Annotated in this window: 18 protein-coding genes and 1 riboswitch; of the genes, 1 reads left to right on the forward strand and 17 read right to left on the reverse strand. The window is 76.4% G+C overall.

Translation table 11 applies throughout. The annotated features are described in order from the left end of the window. From EBM89_RS16415 to EBM89_RS16445, 7 genes are all read right to left on the reverse strand, one after another. A partial coding sequence (locus EBM89_RS16415) for a DEAD/DEAH box helicase (protein ID WP_122150731.1) occupies positions 1-937 on the reverse strand: 937 nt, incomplete at its 3' end. 47 nt (positions 938-984) lie between these two features. Further along, entirely contained in the window at positions 985-1,911 is a 927-nt protein-coding gene (locus tag EBM89_RS16420) for a diacylglycerol/lipid kinase family protein (protein ID WP_122150732.1), read from the reverse strand. Continuing rightward, positions 1,908-2,705 (reverse strand): twin-arginine translocase subunit TatC, encoded by a 798-nt coding sequence (gene tatC, locus EBM89_RS16425; protein ID WP_369408663.1) that lies wholly within the window; start codon positions 2,703-2,705, stop codon positions 1,908-1,910. The genes EBM89_RS16420 and tatC overlap by 4 nt, the downstream gene beginning before the upstream one ends. 7 nt (positions 2,706-2,712) lie before the next feature. Then, positions 2,713-3,042 (reverse strand): Sec-independent protein translocase subunit TatA, encoded by a 330-nt coding sequence (gene tatA, locus EBM89_RS16430; RefSeq protein WP_122150734.1) that lies wholly within the window; start codon positions 3,040-3,042, stop codon positions 2,713-2,715. Positions 3,043-3,303: 261 nt separating this feature from the next. Continuing rightward, the gene (locus EBM89_RS16435; RefSeq protein ID WP_122150735.1) at positions 3,304-3,645 is read right to left on the reverse strand and encodes a hypothetical protein; all 342 of its coding nucleotides are present in this window, start codon (positions 3,643-3,645) and stop codon (positions 3,304-3,306) included. A 99-nt stretch (positions 3,646-3,744) separates the two neighbouring features. Then, positions 3,745-4,719: a helix-turn-helix transcriptional regulator gene (locus EBM89_RS16440; protein ID WP_122150736.1), complete on the reverse strand. Its 975-nt coding sequence runs from the start codon at positions 4,717-4,719 to the stop codon at positions 3,745-3,747. After that, positions 4,712-5,746 (reverse strand): helix-turn-helix transcriptional regulator, encoded by a 1,035-nt coding sequence (locus EBM89_RS16445; protein WP_122150737.1) that lies wholly within the window; start codon positions 5,744-5,746, stop codon positions 4,712-4,714. The genes EBM89_RS16440 and EBM89_RS16445 overlap by 8 nt, the downstream gene beginning before the upstream one ends. A gap of 34 nt (positions 5,747-5,780) precedes the next feature. Here EBM89_RS16445 and EBM89_RS16450 point away from each other — a divergent pair, with 34 nt between their 5' ends. Continuing rightward, on the forward strand, positions 5,781-7,004 hold the full coding sequence (locus EBM89_RS16450) for a DUF3866 family protein (RefSeq protein ID WP_122150738.1): 1,224 nt from the start codon (positions 5,781-5,783) through the stop codon (positions 7,002-7,004). A 24-nt stretch (positions 7,005-7,028) separates the two neighbouring features. Here EBM89_RS16450 and EBM89_RS16455 read toward each other — a convergent pair whose 3' ends face one another. The 10 genes from EBM89_RS16455 to EBM89_RS16500 all read right to left on the reverse strand — a co-directional run. Then, positions 7,029-7,520 (reverse strand): PH domain-containing protein, encoded by a 492-nt coding sequence (locus EBM89_RS16455; protein ID WP_122150739.1) that lies wholly within the window; start codon positions 7,518-7,520, stop codon positions 7,029-7,031. Positions 7,521-7,530: 10 nt separating this feature from the next. Further along, complete coding sequence (gene hisG, locus EBM89_RS16460) at positions 7,531-8,379, reverse strand: ATP phosphoribosyltransferase (RefSeq protein ID WP_122150740.1); 849 nt, start codon at positions 8,377-8,379, stop codon at positions 7,531-7,533. Positions 8,380-8,468: 89 nt separating this feature from the next. Then, positions 8,469-8,732 (reverse strand): phosphoribosyl-ATP diphosphatase, encoded by a 264-nt coding sequence (locus EBM89_RS16465; protein WP_122150741.1) that lies wholly within the window; start codon positions 8,730-8,732, stop codon positions 8,469-8,471. A gap of 43 nt (positions 8,733-8,775) precedes the next feature. Beyond that, on the reverse strand, positions 8,776-9,474 hold the full coding sequence (gene pnuC, locus EBM89_RS16470) for a nicotinamide riboside transporter PnuC (RefSeq protein ID WP_122150742.1): 699 nt from the start codon (positions 9,472-9,474) through the stop codon (positions 8,776-8,778). After that, positions 9,471-9,941 (reverse strand): 6,7-dimethyl-8-ribityllumazine synthase, encoded by a 471-nt coding sequence (gene ribH / locus EBM89_RS16475; RefSeq protein WP_122150743.1) that lies wholly within the window; start codon positions 9,939-9,941, stop codon positions 9,471-9,473. The genes pnuC and ribH overlap by 4 nt, the downstream gene beginning before the upstream one ends. Then, entirely contained in the window at positions 9,938-11,299 is a 1,362-nt protein-coding gene (gene ribB, locus EBM89_RS16480) for a 3,4-dihydroxy-2-butanone-4-phosphate synthase (protein WP_233571800.1), read from the reverse strand. The genes ribH and ribB overlap by 4 nt, the downstream gene beginning before the upstream one ends. Continuing rightward, on the reverse strand, positions 11,296-11,907 hold the full coding sequence (locus EBM89_RS16485; protein ID WP_122150744.1) for a riboflavin synthase: 612 nt from the start codon (positions 11,905-11,907) through the stop codon (positions 11,296-11,298). Before EBM89_RS16485 ends, ribB begins: the two co-directional genes overlap by 4 nt. Then, the gene (gene ribD / locus EBM89_RS16490; protein ID WP_122150747.1) at positions 11,907-12,959 is read right to left on the reverse strand and encodes a bifunctional diaminohydroxyphosphoribosylaminopyrimidine deaminase/5-amino-6-(5-phosphoribosylamino)uracil reductase RibD; all 1,053 of its coding nucleotides are present in this window, start codon (positions 12,957-12,959) and stop codon (positions 11,907-11,909) included. The genes EBM89_RS16485 and ribD overlap by 1 nt, the downstream gene beginning before the upstream one ends. A 131-nt stretch (positions 12,960-13,090) precedes the next feature. Further along, positions 13,091-13,226: riboswitch (FMN riboswitch) on the reverse strand. 177 nt (positions 13,227-13,403) lie between these two features. Beyond that, entirely contained in the window at positions 13,404-14,075 is a 672-nt protein-coding gene (gene rpe / locus EBM89_RS16495) for a ribulose-phosphate 3-epimerase (RefSeq protein ID WP_122150745.1), read from the reverse strand. A gap of 28 nt (positions 14,076-14,103) precedes the next feature. Beyond that, positions 14,104-14,716 (reverse strand): RsmB/NOP family class I SAM-dependent RNA methyltransferase (locus tag EBM89_RS16500; RefSeq protein ID WP_500778891.1); only part of this gene is annotated, 613 nt, incomplete at its 5' end.

Consider the following 14,716-nt stretch of genomic DNA (forward strand, 5'->3'; position numbering starts at 1 on the left):
ACCCGCCCGGGCCTCCCGGTCCGCCACCCGGGCGGCGGCCACCGGGGCCGCGGAAGCCCCGGTCGCCCGGGCCCCGACGCCCGCGGTGCGGCGGCCCGTCCGACCGCTCGGCTCGGCGCAGCAGGTGCGCGAGCTCGGGGTTGATCGGCGGGTTCTTGCCGGGCGCCGTCGGGTCCACGTGCCCCGCGTACAGGTCGTGCAGGTCGTCGCGCACCAGCACGTGCTGGCCGAGCGGCACCGGGCGGTGCTCGCTGACCACGACGGCGGTGTCCCCCCGCACGGTGCGCAGCCAGTCGCCGAACTCCTCGGCGTTCGAGACGGTGGCGGACAGCGACACCAGCTGCACGTCGTCGGGCAGGTGGATGATCACCTCCTCCCACACCGGGCCGCGGAACCGGTCCGCGAGGTAGTGCACCTCGTCCATCACCACGAACCCGAGCCCGTCCAGCGTGCTCGACCCCGCGTAGAGCATGTTCCGCAGCACCTCGGTGGTCATCACCACGACCGGCGCCTCGCCGTTCTGCGTGGTGTCGCCGGTCAGCAGACCCACGCGGTCGGCGCCGTAGCGGCGCACCAGGTCCGCGTACTTCTGGTTCGACAGCGCCTTGATCGGCGTCGTGTAGAACGCCTTGCGGCCCGTCGCGAGCGCGAGGTGCACCGCGAACTCCCCGACGACCGTCTTCCCGGCCCCGGTCGGTGCCGCCACGAGGACGCCGCTGCCCTGCTCGACCGCCTCGCAGGACTCGACCTGGAAGTCGTCCAGCGGGAAGTCCAGCAGCGTGCGGAACCGCGCGAGCTCCGTCTTCTCCGCCGCCGCGCGCCGCTTCGCCGCGGCGTACCGCTCGGCGGGCGAGGGCTCCGCCTCCGGTGCCGGGGCGCGGCCCGCGCCCTGCTCCGTCGTCCCCGTGCCGCTGCGTCCCGTCCTGCGTCGTCCCACGCGGCGAGCCTACGTGCCGCGACGCGCGGTCGCGCCTCGCCGCCCCGTCAGCCCGCGGGAGGCGCCAGCACGCGCACCGCGCCCGGCACCACCTCGGCGACCAGCGGCAGCGGCCCGATGCGCTCGCCGTCCGCGTGCGCCTCCGGCGGCGGGCCGCCGAGGTGCGCGGCGTGCTCCACCAGCACCCGGCGCGTGCGCACGACGTGCACCTGCGGGTGCCGCAGGTGCCGGCCCGCGTACATCCCGGGGAACACCCGCACCACCCCGGCGCGGGTCAACGGGCCCGCGACCACCACGTCGAGCAGGCCGTCGTCCAGCCGCGCGTCCGGGGCCACGCGCACGCCGCCGCCGATCCACGGCCCGTTCGCCGCGACGACCACGGTCCCGGCCGACTCCCACACGCCGTCGTCGGTCGTCACGCGGTACCCGTAGGGCCGGAACGCCCGCAGCTCGGGCAGCAGCGCCCGCACGTACCGCGCCGACCCGCGCGGCCACGCCAGCGCGTTCGCCCGGGCGTTCACCGCGGCGTCCACGCCGCAGGACAGCGCCCCGAGGAACCACTCGTGGGCGGCGTGCGCGGGCGAGCCCACCCGCACCGCGTCGATCACCCGGGGACCCGTGCGCAGCGCCGCCTCGACCGCCGCGAGCGACGCCGTGACGTCGCCGCGCGGCAGACCGAGCGCCCTGGCCACGTCGTTGCCCGTGCCGCCAGCGACGATCCCCAGCGGCAGATCGGTCTCCGCCACGACCTGCGCCCCCAGGTGCACCAGCCCGTCCCCGCCGACCACCACCAGGGCGTCCAGGCCCGCCACCGCCGCGCGGCGGGCGTGCGCCGTCGCCGTCCGCAGGTCGTGCGCCGTCAGGTCGCTCACGACGTGCCCGCGCCGGCGCAGGCCGTCGAGCACCGCGTCGCCGACGCCGCGCCCCCGACCCTTGCCCGCCACGGGGTTCACCACGACCCCGAGGTGGCTCACCGGGTGAGCGTCCCGTCGTCGGCCGCCCGCGCCAGCCGCTTGTCGACGCGCCGGTCGCGCAGCACCGACAGGCCGACGGCCGCCATGTACAGGCCGATCGTCGGGGCCGCGAGCACCAGCATGGTCAGCACGTCCGGCGTCGGCGTCATGATCGCGGAGAACACCATCGAGATCAGCACGGCCCAGCGCCAGCCCTTGAGCCAGGTCACGCCCCGGACCAGGCCGACGAGGTTGAGGCACACCATGAGCACGGGCACCAGGAACGCGATGCCGAACGCCAGCACGAACCGCATGACGAAGCTCAGGTAGGTCTGCGCGTCGATGAGGTTCGTGGCGTCCTCGGGCACGAACTCGGTCAGCACCGTCACCGCGCGCGGCAGCACGAACCACGCGAAGCCCGCACCGAGCAGGAACATCGGCACCGCGACGCCGACGAACCCGATCGCCGACGACCGCTCCCGCCGGGTCAGGCCCGGGGTCACGAACGCCCAGAGCTGGTACAGCCACCACGGGCTCGACACGATCGCGCCGATGAAGATCGCGACCTTGAACTTCATGTCCATCGCGGACGCGAGCCCGCCGAAGTTCACCGACGCCGAGATGCCCCGCTCGGCGGCCGCGTCGAGCAGCGGGTCCTGCAGGGCCCGGAAGACCACGTCGTAGACGATCCAGCCCAGGACCGCCCCGAGCAGGATGCCGATCGCCGCGAGGACCAGGCGCTTGCGGAGCTCCAGCAGGTGCTCGCGCAGCGGCATCCGGCCCTCGGGGTCGGCCGAGGGACGACGACGTGCCACGGTGCCGTCAGGCCCGGGGGTCGGCGGTGCCGTGCTCCGTCGGCTGCGGGGCCGGCGGCGTCACCGGCGCGGCCGGCGCCACGGGGGGCTGGGTCGGGGGCTGCGTCGCCACCGGGGGCTGGGCCGCCACCGGGGGCTGGGCCGCGGTGTTCTGCTGCGTGCCGGGCTGCTGCGCGGCCTTGTCGTCGTCGCTCAGGTCACGGACCTCGCGCTTGAAGATGCGCAGGGACTGCCCGATGCCGCTCGCGAGGTCCGGCAGGCGCTTCGCGCCGAACAGCAGCACGACGACGAGGAGCAGGACGATGAGGGTGACGGGGTGCTCGAAGAGCCTGCCCATGGTGGATCTCCCTGGTGCTGTGCGGCGGGTCGCGGCGGCCAGTGCGGGTTCGGCGGTCACTGCGGCGGTCGCGCGCGCGGCGCCGGGGGCCGGACGGCACCTGACGCCACATCGCGTGCCCCGAGACTACCCGCCCTGTCCAGGGGGCTCGACTCCCCGGCGCGACCGGCGGGTCGGACCGGCACGCCCGTGCGTCGGCGAGGCCCTTCCGGAGTGCGCGGTCGGGCGCGGTCGGGCGCGGTCAGCGCCGACGAGGCGGGCTCAGCGCGTGTAGGCGCGCCAGGTCCGCCGGGTCTCGCGGTCGCGTTCCCGGCGCCGCTCGCGCCGCTCGGCGGCCTCGGCCCGCAGGCGGGACCAGCGGTCGCGCGACTCGTCGGCGTCGGGCAGCAGCACGGCCTCGCGCGCGGCCCGGGCGGCCCGCTCCGCCTCCTGCGCCTGCTCGGCGAGGGTCGTGGCGTGCTCGGCGAGCTGCCCCAGCACGTCGGAGGCCCGGTGCAGCTCGTCGACGAGGGCGCGGAACCGGCGCCACAGCGACCTGCCGAGGAAGAACGCGCCGACGAGGGCGCCCAGCACGAGCACCGTCCACACGACCCACCAGACCATCGGGCCAACCTACCGCGAGGTCGTCCGGGCCACGCAGGCCACGCAGATCACACAGGCACGCAGATCACGCAGGCACGCAGATCACCCAGGCCACGCGGGTCAGGTCGACGCGAGCGGCCCGTACGCCGCCAGCGCGGCGCGGGCGCGGTCGGCGACGTCGCGCGCCACCTCGGGGGGCCGCACGGCCAGCACGTCGCCGGCGGCCTGGAGCAGCAGGCTGCGCAGGAACGCGCGCTGGGCGACACGGACGTCCACCTCGAACGAGCCGTCGGGCAGGTTCCGCACGCCCTCGACGGGCACGGTCTCCGCGACCCACCGCCCGGTGCTGCGCAGGTGCAGGGTCACGACGTCGCCGCTCGGGTCGGGGCGGAACTCAGCGGTGGCGCCCCGCCCGGCGCCCGGGTGCCGGGCCACGGGCGTGTCCAGCACCTCGGCAGCGAGGACCCGGTCCAGGCGGAACAGCCGCTCGTCGCCCGCCCGCAGGCACCACGCCTGCAGGTAGGAGCGCTCGTCGCTGGTCGTCAGCCGCAGGGGGTCCACCTCGCGGTCGCTGGTCACGTCGGAGGCGTTCACGTACCGGATGCGCAGGCGGCGGCCGGTGGCCAGGCCGGTACGGATCGCGGACACCACGTCGGGCCGCCCGTCCAGGGCGAGGCGCACGTCGACCGCACCGGCCGCGTCGCCGGTCGCGGCGGTCAGCTTGGCGAGCGCCGAGCGCAGCACCTCCGCCTGCTCGGCGTCCAGGCTGGGCCCGAGGTCCGCCGCCATGGCGCGCAGCGCCGCCAGCAGGGTCACCGCCTCCCGGGTGCCGAGGCGCAGCGGTCGGGTCATGCCGCGCGCCTCGGTCAGCCGGATCTCGCCGCGGTCGTAGGAGTCCGCGTCGAAGTCGATGAGGTCGTGCGGGTAGTAGCCCGGCGTCCCGCTCATCCAGAGCGTGTCGACGTCGGCCATCACCTGGGCGGCGGAGATGCCGAAGTGCGCCGCCAGCTGCTCGACGGACACGCCGTCGTTGCGGTCGAGGTAGCCGATCATGCCCAGCAGCCGCAGCAGCCGCTCGCTCGCGCGCTCAGCCATGGTGCTCCTCCCCCGCCTCGTCCTGACCCGCGCCGTCCAGTCCCGCCGCGACGCGCAGCAGCCCCAGCACCGCGTCCCGCAGCGCCGGGGGGTCCGCCACGAGCACGGCGTCGCCGTAGCCCGCGACCTCCTCGGCCAGCTCCCACGTCGCCCGGTAGGGCACGCGCACCAGGTCCCGGTCCGCGACCGCGTCCCGCAGGACGGGCGACGCGTCGGCGGGCAGGTCGGTCGGCTCGCCCCGGGCACGCAGGGCCTCGGCGCGCTCGGCGCGCAGCGCGAGCACGGCCGTGCGCTCCTGCTCCGGGTCCCAGGACCGCTGGGCGGCCGCACGCTGCTCGGGCGTCGGCGGCGCGAACGCCCCCGGCTCCCCCACGGCGCGGACCTTGCCCTCGATCCGGCTCAGCCGGAACGACCGGGTGCCCTCGCGGTCGACGTCGAAGCCGACCAGGAACCAGCCACCGCGCCGGGCGACCAGCCGCCACGGCTCGACCAGGCGCTCGCGCACCTCGCCCGTGCTCGCGGCGCGGTACGTGAAGGTCACGCGCTGACGGCCACCCACGGCGTCGAGAAGAGGGAGGAAGGCGTCCCCGCCCGGCCGCACCCGGGGCGCCAGCCCGGCCGCGAGGTCGCTCGACCCCGCCCCGGCGCCCACGGCGCGGAGCTTGGTGAGCGCCCGCGACGTGTCCGCCCGCACGGAGCGGTCCTGCCAGAACTCCGCGGCCAGCGACAGCGCGCCGAGCTCCGCGGAGGTGAGCTCGAGCGGCGGCAGCGCGTACGCGTCCTGGTCGATCCGGTAGCCGACGTCGTCGCCGTGGCCCGCCGCCGTGACCGTCACCACGGGGATGCCGAGGTCGCGCAACGTGTCCTTGTCGCGCTCGAACATCCGCTCGAACGAGTCGTCGGACGGGGCGTCGCCGTACCCCGCGACGGTGCGGCGGATCTGCTCCTTCGTCATCCGGCCCGGGGTGTGCACCAGGGCGATGACGAGGTTGAGCAGCCGCTCGGCGGGATGGATCTGTTCGGGCATCGGGGACCACCGTAGTGGCCGGTAGCGTGGTCCGGTGATCACGTGGCGCGCGGGAGTCGTGGAGCAGGTCGGCCGGACGTGGCCGGGGGCGGTCGAGCTGACCGTCACCGTGCCGGACGGCGTGCAGGGGCCCGACCCCGTGCAGGTGCGGGCGCTGGCCTACCCGGCGCTGGTCGGGACGCCCGAGGTCGGCGACCCCGTCCTGCTCAACGTGTCCGCCCTGGCCCGCGGTCTCGGCACCGGCGGGTACGCGCTGGTGGTGGCGCCCGGCAGCCCCGGGCGGCTGCCCGCCGACCCCGAGCCCGGCCCGGGCCACCTCGTCAAGGCGCGGTACACCCCGCTGCAGGCCATGGTGCTCGGCGTGGACGACCAGGAGTCCCCGCACCACGCGACGCTGCGCGACGCCGACGACCTCGCGGGCACGCCCGTCGTCGTCGCGGACCTGCACTCCGCGCTGCCCGCCGTCGTCGCGGGCATCCGGCACGCCGACGCCCTGCTGTCCGCCGGGGCGGACTCGCGCCCTGACCCGCTGCGGGTCGCGTACATCATGACCGACGGCGGCGCGTTGCCCGCCTGGTTCTCCATGGCCGTCGCCGGGCTGCGCGACGCCGGGTGGATCGACGCGTGCCTCACCGCCGGGCAGGCGTTCGGCGGCGACCACGAGGCCGTCACCGTGCACACCGCCCTGCTCGCCGCGCGGCACGTCGTCGGCGCCGACGTCGTCGTCGTCGCCCAGGGCCCCGGCAACCTCGGCACCGGGACCCGGTGGGGCTTCTCCGGCGTCGCCGCCGGGGAGGCCGTCAACGCCGCCGCCGTGCTCGGGGGCCGACCCGTCGCGTCGCTGCGCGTCTCCGGCGCGGACGCCCGCGAGCGGCACCTCGGCGTGTCGCACCACTCGCTCACCGCGTACGGGCGGGTCGCCCTCGCCCCGGCGGACGTCGTGGTCCCGGTGTTCGACCCGGCACCCGCCCTCGATGACGGCGCGGGCGCGCTCCACGTCCCCGACCCGCAGGAGCAGCCGGAGGCGCACCTCGCGGCCGTCGGCCGGCGCGTCGCCCAGCAGGCGCTCGCGCTCGGCGCCCCGCACGGCCCGCACCGCCTGGTCGAGGTCGGCGCGGGCGCGGACCTGCTCACCGCGCTCGGCGGGTCACCGGTGCGGCTGTCGACCATGGGGCGCGGGCTCGCGCAGGACCCGGCGGCGTTCCTCGCCGCGGCCGCGGCGGGCGTGCACGCGGCGCGGGTGGCCCGGGGGGTCTGAGGCCCCCCAGGGGGCGGCTCCCGCTCAGTCGTCCCGCGACGTGCGCGTCCGCGCCGCGACGAGCGTCGCGAGCCGCCGCGCCTCGCCCTTCGCGCGCTCGCCGTCGGACCGCTGCACGCCCATGACCGCGAGGGTGTCCCCGTCGTCCAGGTCGAGCTGCACCCACGGCCGGCCCTCGCCGAACCGCACGGAGACGATCTGCGCCCACGCGACGGTCCGGGTGGTGGCGAGGTTGCGCACGCGCAGCCCCTCGGGGCGGGGCACGGCGGCGACGGTGGCCTGCCGCCAGCAGAACCACACGATCGCGAACCCGACGAGCCCGATGCCGAGGCGGTCCCCCAGGGCGTAACCCACCAGCCCGGTGCCGGGCAGCAGCACGAGCAGCAGCACCGTCGCGACGGCGACGACCACCGCGAGGACGGTGGTCACCACGCGCGCGAGGCGCGGCCGGAACGGGTCGTCGAGAGCGACGCGCCGTCCGGCCGGGCCCGGAGCGGGGTCGTGCTGACCGGCCACGCCGCGGCCCCTAGAGCCGGCAGGCGTGGATCGACGTCACGAGGATGGCGCGCGCGCCCACCTCGTAGAGGGCGTCCATCACCCGGTTGGTCTCGGAGCGGCGCACCATGGCCCGCACGGCGGCCCAGTCGCGGTTGTGCAGCGGGGACACGGTCGGCGACTCGAGCCCCGGGGTGATGGCGACGGCCTGGTCCACGAGGGCGAGCGGCACGTCGTAGTCCATGAGGACGTACTCGCGGGCGGTCAGCACACCCTGCAGGCGCCGGGTGAGCACGTCGAGACCGGCGGGCTCGGCACCCTCGGACCGGCGGACCAGCACGGCCTCGGACTTGAGGATCGGCTCGCCGAACACGTCGAGCCCCGCGGCACGCAGGGTCGTGCCGGTCTCCACGACGTCCGCGATGACGTCGGCGACGCCGAGCCGGATGGCGGTCTCGACGGCGCCGTCCAGGCGGACGACCTCGGCGGCCTCGACGCCCTGGGTGCGCAGGTACTCGGTGACGAGCACCGGGTAGGACGTGGCGACGCGGCGGCCGTGCACCTCGCGGACGTCGTTCATCTGGCCGGCCTGGGTGGCGAACCGGAACGTCGAGCGGGCGAAGCCGAGCTGCAGGTGCTCGGTCGCGGGCGACGCGGAGTCGAGCAGCAGGTCGCGCCCGGTGATGCCGACGTCGACGGTGCCGGTGCCGACGTACACGGCGATGTCGCGGGGGCGCAGGAAGAAGAACTCGACGCCGTTGTCGGCGTCGGGCAGGACGAGCTCGCGGGAGTCGCGGCGCTGGCGGTAGCCCGCCTCACGCAGCATCTCGGCGGCGGGCTCGGCGAGCGAGCCCTTGTTCGGGACGGCGATCCTCAGCACGGGGGTGCCCTTCGGGTCAGGGTGCGGCAGGTCTGGCGGGTCCGGCGGGTGCTCCGGGTACGGCGAGGTGCGGCGGGCGGCGGCCCGGCTCAGAGGTGCGTGTACACGTCCTCGAGCGTCAGGCCCTTCGCGACCATGAGCACCTGCAGGTGGTAGAGCAGCTGGGAGATCTCCTCCGCGGTGCGCTCGTCGCCCTCGTGCTCGGCCGCCATCCAGACCTCGGCCGCCTCCTCGACGATCTTCTTGCCGATGGCATGGACCCCCGCGTCCAGCTCCCGCACGGTCCCCGACCCGGCGGGGCGGGTGGTGGCCTTCTCGGTCAGCTCGGCGAACAGCAGGTCGAACGTCTTCACGTCCGCCAGGGTAGACGGTCGCGGCGGCGGGTCCCGCCGCGTCTCACCCCGCGACGCCCGCCCCGGCGGTGACCTGCTGGGGTTCGCGCTCGCCCCGGGCACGCCACCACACGACGAACCCGGAGGCGACGACGACGGCGTAGACCAGGTACAGCACGGCGGACGGGTAGTACCCGGCGCTGAGCAGCAGGGGTACACCGACGGCGTCGACGGCGATCCAGATGAGCCAGAACTCGATCCAGCCGCGCGCCATGCCGTAGGTCGCGAGCAGCGAGCCGGTGAAGATCCACGCGTCCGCCCACGGCCCCCAGGAGCCGAGCGCGCGGAACACCAGGGCGAACCCCACGGTCCCGACGACGCCGATCACGCCGAGCTGGATCCACCCGGACCGCCCGGCCCAGCGCGGCACCACGGCGGGCGCGTCGGGCTGGCCGTGCTCGCGCGCGACCCGCCGGGCCTGCGACCACCGGACCCAGCCGTACACGGCGACCGCGACGAAGAACACCTGCCGCCCGGCCTGCCCGTACAGGTCGCGCTCCTGCGGGGTGTGGAACACGACCCCGAGGAACACGGTGAACAGCAGGACGTTGCCGACGATGCCGACGGGCCACGCCCACACCTTGCGCCGCAGCCCACCCAAAGCGGACGCGAGGCCGAACAGGTTGCCGACGACCTCGCGCCACAGCACCGGGTGCCCGGCGACGACGAGCCGGGCGTCGAACAGCCAGGTGAGGACGTTCACAGCGACCGCAGCGCGACGACCGTCGCCACCGCCGCCTCCGCCGCCTCCGCGCCCTTGTCCTCGTGCGAGCCGGGCAGGCCCGCGCGGTCGAGGGCCTGCGCCTCGTCGTCGCACGTGAGCACACCGAACCCGACGGGGACGCCGGTGGTGACGGCGACGTCGGTGAGCCCGCTGGTCGCGGCCTGGCACACGTACTCGAAGTGCGGGGTGCCGCCCCGGATGACGACGCCGAGCGCCACGACCGCGTCGACGGCACCGCTGCGGGCCGCGACGGCGGCGGCGACCGGCAGCTCGAAGGTGCCCGGGACGCGCACCTCCCGCACGTCGGTGACGCCCGCGGCGTCCAGGACACGGCGCGCCCCGGCCAGCAGGCCGTCCATGACCGTGGTGTGCCAGGACGCCGCGACGACGACGACGCGCAGGCCGCTCCCGTCGGTGGTGATGCTGGGTGCGCCGCTGCCGCTCATCGTGCGTCCTCCGCGTGGGTGGTGGGGGTGGTGGGGGTGGTGGGGGCGTCGTGCGGGGCGTCGAGCCCGGGCAGCAGGTGCCCCATGGCCCGGGCCTTGGTCCGCAGGTACGACTCGTTGTGCGGGGTGCGGCCGACCTCGAGGCCGCGCACCTCCGCGACGTCGATGCCGTGGGCGGTGAGGCCCGCGACCTTCGCCGGGTTGTTGGTCAGCAGGGTGATCCGCTCGGCGCCGAGGTCCGCGAGGATCGCCGCGGCAGCCCCGTACTCGCGCCGGTCGGCGGGCCAGCCGAGGTCGAGGTTCGCCTCGACGGTGTCCCGCCCCGTGTCCTGGAGCGCGTACGCGGCGATCTTGGCGAGCAGGCCGATCCCCCGGCCCTCGTGCCCGCGCAGGTACACGACGGCGCCGCCGTCGCGGGCGGCCAGCGCCATCGCGGCGTGCAGCTGCGGGCCGCAGTCGCACCGGGCGGAGCCGAACGCGTCGCCGGTCAGGCACTCGGAGTGCACCCGGACCACGGGCTGCTCCGCCAGTCCTCCGGCCGCGACCAGCGCGACGTGGTCGGCACCGGTGCGCAGGTCCCGGTAGGCGTGCAGCACGAAGTCCCCGTGCTCGGTCGGCAGCAGGGCCGTGTGCGCGCGGCGCACCCGGCGTCCCGGCGCGGTCGCCTCGGCCTCGGCGCCGGCGGCGGGTTCGGTGGGCAGGTCGTCGTGGGCGGTACGCCACGCGATCAGGTCCGCGATCGTGAGCACGACCAGCCCGTGCTCGCGGGCGAGGTCCACGGTGGCGGGCAGGCGCATCATGGTGCCGTCGTCGTGCACGAGCTCGGCGATCGCCGCGACGGGCTCCAGGCCCGCGAGCCGGCACAGGTCGACGGCTGCCTCGGTGTGCCCGGCGCGGTGCAGCACGCCGCCGGGGACGGCCCGCAGCGGCAGCACGTGCCCCGGGCGGATGAGGTCCTCGACCCCGGACACCGGGTCCGCCAGCACGTGCAGCGTGCGCGCACGGTCCGCCGCCGAGATGCCGGTCGTGACACCCGTGGCTGCGTCGACGGTGACCGTGTACGCGGTGCGGCGCGGGTCCTGGCTCTGCGGGACCATCAGCGGGAGGTCCAGGGCGTCGGCGCGCGCGGCCGTCATCGGCGCGCACAGGTACCCCGAGGAGTGCCGGACGGTCCACGCCACCCACTCCGGCGTCGCGGACGCCGCCGCGAGCACCACGTCGGCCTCGTTCTCCCGGTCGGCGGAGTCGGCCACCAGCACCGGCCGCCCGGCGCGGAGCTCGGCCAGCGCCTGCTCGACGGTGCCCAGCCCGTCGACGGCCCCGTCGACCGTGCCCGCGACGTCCTCGGCCCCGGTCACCGGGCCACCGACCCGGTCGCGAGCAGCCGCTCGACGTACTTCGCCAGCACGTCCACCTCCAGGTTCACCCGCGTCCCCACGGCGGCGTCGCCGAGGGTGGTCGCCGCGAGGGTCGTGGGGATGAGCGAGATCCCGAACCAGTCCGGGCCGACCGCCGTCACGGTGAGCGACACGCCCGCCACGGCCACGGAGCCCTTCTCCGCGACGTACCGCGCGAGGGCCGGGTCCAGCGCGATCTCGACCTCGTCCCAGCGCGGGCCGGGCTCGCGGCGCCGCACGGTGCCGACCCCGTCGACGTGGCCCTGCACGACGTGCCCGCCGAGGCGGGCGTCGGCGCGGACCGCGCGCTCGAGGTTGACCCGGGACCCGGGCGCGAGGTCCCCGAGGGCGGTGCGGCGCAGGCTCTCCGGCATGACGTCGGCGACGAACGTCCCGTCGCCGGGCAGGTCCGCGACCGTCAGGCACACGCCCGCGACGGCGATCGAGTCGCCGAGCCGCGCGTCCGACACGACCAGCGGGCCGCGCACGGTCACGCGCGCGTCGCCGTCGTCCGCCGCGAGGTCCAGGGCCACGACGGCGCCGACCTCCTCCACGATGCCGGTGAACATCAGTCCTCCTCCTCGACGTCGGCCTCGACGAGCACGTCGGGGCCCAGCGGGCGCACCGCGCGCGTCCGCAGCCGCAGCGCGTCGCCGATCGACGCGATGCCCAGGTCGGCGACGGCCGGGCGGCCCCCGCCGAGCAGCACGGGTGCCACGTAGGCGTGCACCCGGTCGACGACGTCCGCGCGCAGGAACGCGGCGGCGAGCGTCGGTCCGCCCTCCACGAGCACGTGGCGGACCTCGCGGGCCTGCAGCGCGGTCAGCACCTCGCGCGGGTCGTGGGTGCGCAGGTGCAGCACCTCGCCGCCGCCGTCGGCGGGGGTGCCCGCGACCGAGCCGCCGGTGTCTCGCAGGACACGGGCCAGGCGGCTCCCGGCGGGCAGGTCCCGCTCCCCGACGACGACCCGCAGCGGCTGGTGCGCCGCCACCTCCCCCGCCGGCGTCCGGGCGGTGAGCGCCGGGTCGTCCGCGAGGGCGGTGCCGGTGCCGACCACGAGCGCGTCGACCTCGGCGCGCAGGGCGTGAGCGTGGGCTCGGGACTCGGGCGAGGTGATCCAGCGGCTCGACCCGTCCGCGGCCGCGACCCGGCCGTCCAGGGTGGTCGCCGTCTTCAGGGTGACGTACGGGCGCCCCCGACCCACGGCGACCAGCCACGGGCCCAGGAGCGCGCGCCCGGCCTCCTCCTCGACGCCGAGCACGACCTCGACCCCGGCCGACCGCAGGTGCACGGCTCCGCCCGCGGCGACGGGGTTCGGGTCGGCGACCGCGACGACGACGCGCGCGACCCCCGCTGCGACCAGCGCGCGGGAGCAGGGCCCCGTCCGGCCGGTGTGGGCGCAGGGCTCCAGGGTCACGACGGCCGTCGCGCCGTGCAGCGCGGCCTCGCCGGCCCGTACGCGGGCGTCCGTGAGGGCCGCGACCTCGGCGTGCGGCGTCCCGGCTCCCTGGTGCCATCCTTCGCCGAGCACGCGACCGTCCGGGGCGAGCAGCACGCAGCCGACCCGCGGGTTCGGGCCGCGCGCGGGACCGCGGGCGGCCAGCGTCAGGGCGCGCGTCATCGCGTCGCGCTCGACCGGCGTCGCTTCGTCCACGCCCTGCTCCCGTCCCTCGGCCCGTCGGGCTCCGGGGGTGCGGGCGGCGTGCGGGTGCACGACGACCACGGTGCACCCGGCTCACGCCGAGCACACCGCCACGTCTCCTCCCATCCGGACTTTCACCGTCGGTCCTGGAGTTCCACCAGGTCAACCGCTCGCGTGCCGAGGCACGCTCACGGGTCGCGGACTGTCACCGCCGGCTCGGACTTTCACCGACCCCGGAGCACGTGTTGCTCTACTGCCGAACGATGATGCCACACGCAGCATTCCCACCCGACGCGACGAGTCCCACGGGGGCGGAGTGCGCGGCTGGCCCGGAGCGCGCGGCCGCGTCGGGCGCCCCACCCGCGAGGTCGTCACAAGACGACGAGGTCGCGTCGTCAGGCCCGCGTCGTCAGGCGGGCGCCGTCAGGCCCGTGTCGCCAGGGCCTCGTCCGCGAGGGCGCGGAGGGTGTCGATCTCGGCGTCCGGGTCGTCCGCCCCGTAGACGGCGGACCCGGCGACGAAGACGTTCGCGCCCGCCTGCGCCACCGTGGCGATCGTGGACCGGGACACCCCGCCGTCGACCTGGATCCAGGTGTCGCCGCCCTGCTCGTCCAGCGCGGCCCGCAGGCGCCGGATCTTCGGGAGGGTGCCCTCGATGAACGACTGCCCGCCGAACCCGGGCTCGACGGTCATGACCAGCACCATGTCGAACTCGGGCAGCAGGTCGAGGATCGGCTCCACGGGCGTCGCGGGACGCAGCGCGATGGACGCGCGCGTACCCGCCGCCCGGAGCTCGCGGGCGAGCCGCACGGGCGCCTGGGCGGCCTCGGCGTGGAAGGTCACGGACGCCGCGCCGGCCCGGGCGTACTCGACGGCCCACCGGTCGGCGTCCTCGACCATGAGGTGCACGTCCACCGGCATGGGCGCGACCTCGATGATGCGCTGCACCACGGGCAGCCCGAGCGTGAGGTTCGGCACGAAGTGGTTGTCCATGACGTCCACGTGCGCGTAGTCCGCCCGACCGATCCGGTGCAGGTCGCGCTCGAGGTTCGCGAAGTCGGCGGACAGGATGCTGGGGCTGATCAGTGCGGGCACCCCGTCAGCGTATCCGCCGGGACGGGCCTCAGCCGAGGCGGCGCAGCAGCGTCAGGTGCATCGCGTCGGTGCCGTGGGCGTGCGGCCAGAGCTGCACGTCGGGACGGTCCGGCAGGTCGAGCCCCGGGGCGATCCCGGTGACGACCGCGCGGGCGTCGGCGACCTCGACCTCCAGCCCGGCCTTGCGGGCGGCGCGCAGGGCGTCGACCACGGCGAGCTGGGTCTCGGCGAGCACCGGGGAGCACGTGACGTACCCGACGAGTCCGCCGACCCGGACGGCCCGCAGCGCCGAGGCGAGCAGCTCGCGCTGCAGCGCGCCGAGCCCGGCGAGGTCGGCGGGAGTCCGCCGCCACCGCGACTCGGGCCGGCGGCGCAGGGCGCCGAGCCCGGTGCAGGGGGCGTCGAGCAGCACGCGGTCGTAGCGGCCGGGCTCGTCGGTGCCGACGTCGCGGCCGTCGCCGGTGCGGACGTCCTCGACGGCACCCTCGGGCACCGCCACGAGGGCCTGGCGCACGAGGCGGGCACGGTGCGGCTGCACCTCGTTCGCCACGAGGCGGGCGCCCCGCTCGGCGGCGAGCGCGGCGAGCAGCGCGGCCTTGCCGCCGGGGCCGGCGCACAGGTCGAGCCAGCGCGCGTCGGGG

The organism is Cellulomonas triticagri (assembly GCF_003696205.1).
GTDB classification, from domain to species: Bacteria; Actinomycetota; Actinomycetes; order Actinomycetales; family Cellulomonadaceae; genus Cellulomonas; species Cellulomonas triticagri.

Coding starts and splice junctions, on each gene's coding strand:
- tatA (WP_122150734.1), bottom strand. CDS start 3,042: ATGGGCAGGCTCTTCGAGCACCCCGTCACCCTCATCGTCCTGCTCCTC.
- EBM89_RS16435 (WP_122150735.1), bottom strand. CDS start 3,645: ATGGTCTGGTGGGTCGTGTGGACGGTGCTCGTGCTGGGCGCCCTCGTC.
- EBM89_RS16440 (WP_122150736.1), bottom strand. CDS start 4,719: ATGGCTGAGCGCGCGAGCGAGCGGCTGCTGCGGCTGCTGGGCATGATC.
- EBM89_RS16445 (WP_122150737.1), bottom strand. CDS start 5,746: ATGCCCGAACAGATCCATCCCGCCGAGCGGCTGCTCAACCTCGTCATC.
- ribH (WP_122150743.1), bottom strand. CDS start 9,941: ATGAGCGGCAGCGGCGCACCCAGCATCACCACCGACGGGAGCGGCCTG.
- EBM89_RS16485 (WP_122150744.1), bottom strand. CDS start 11,907: ATGTTCACCGGCATCGTGGAGGAGGTCGGCGCCGTCGTGGCCCTGGAC.
- ribD (WP_122150747.1), bottom strand. CDS start 12,959: ATGACGCGCGCCCTGACGCTGGCCGCCCGCGGTCCCGCGCGCGGCCCG.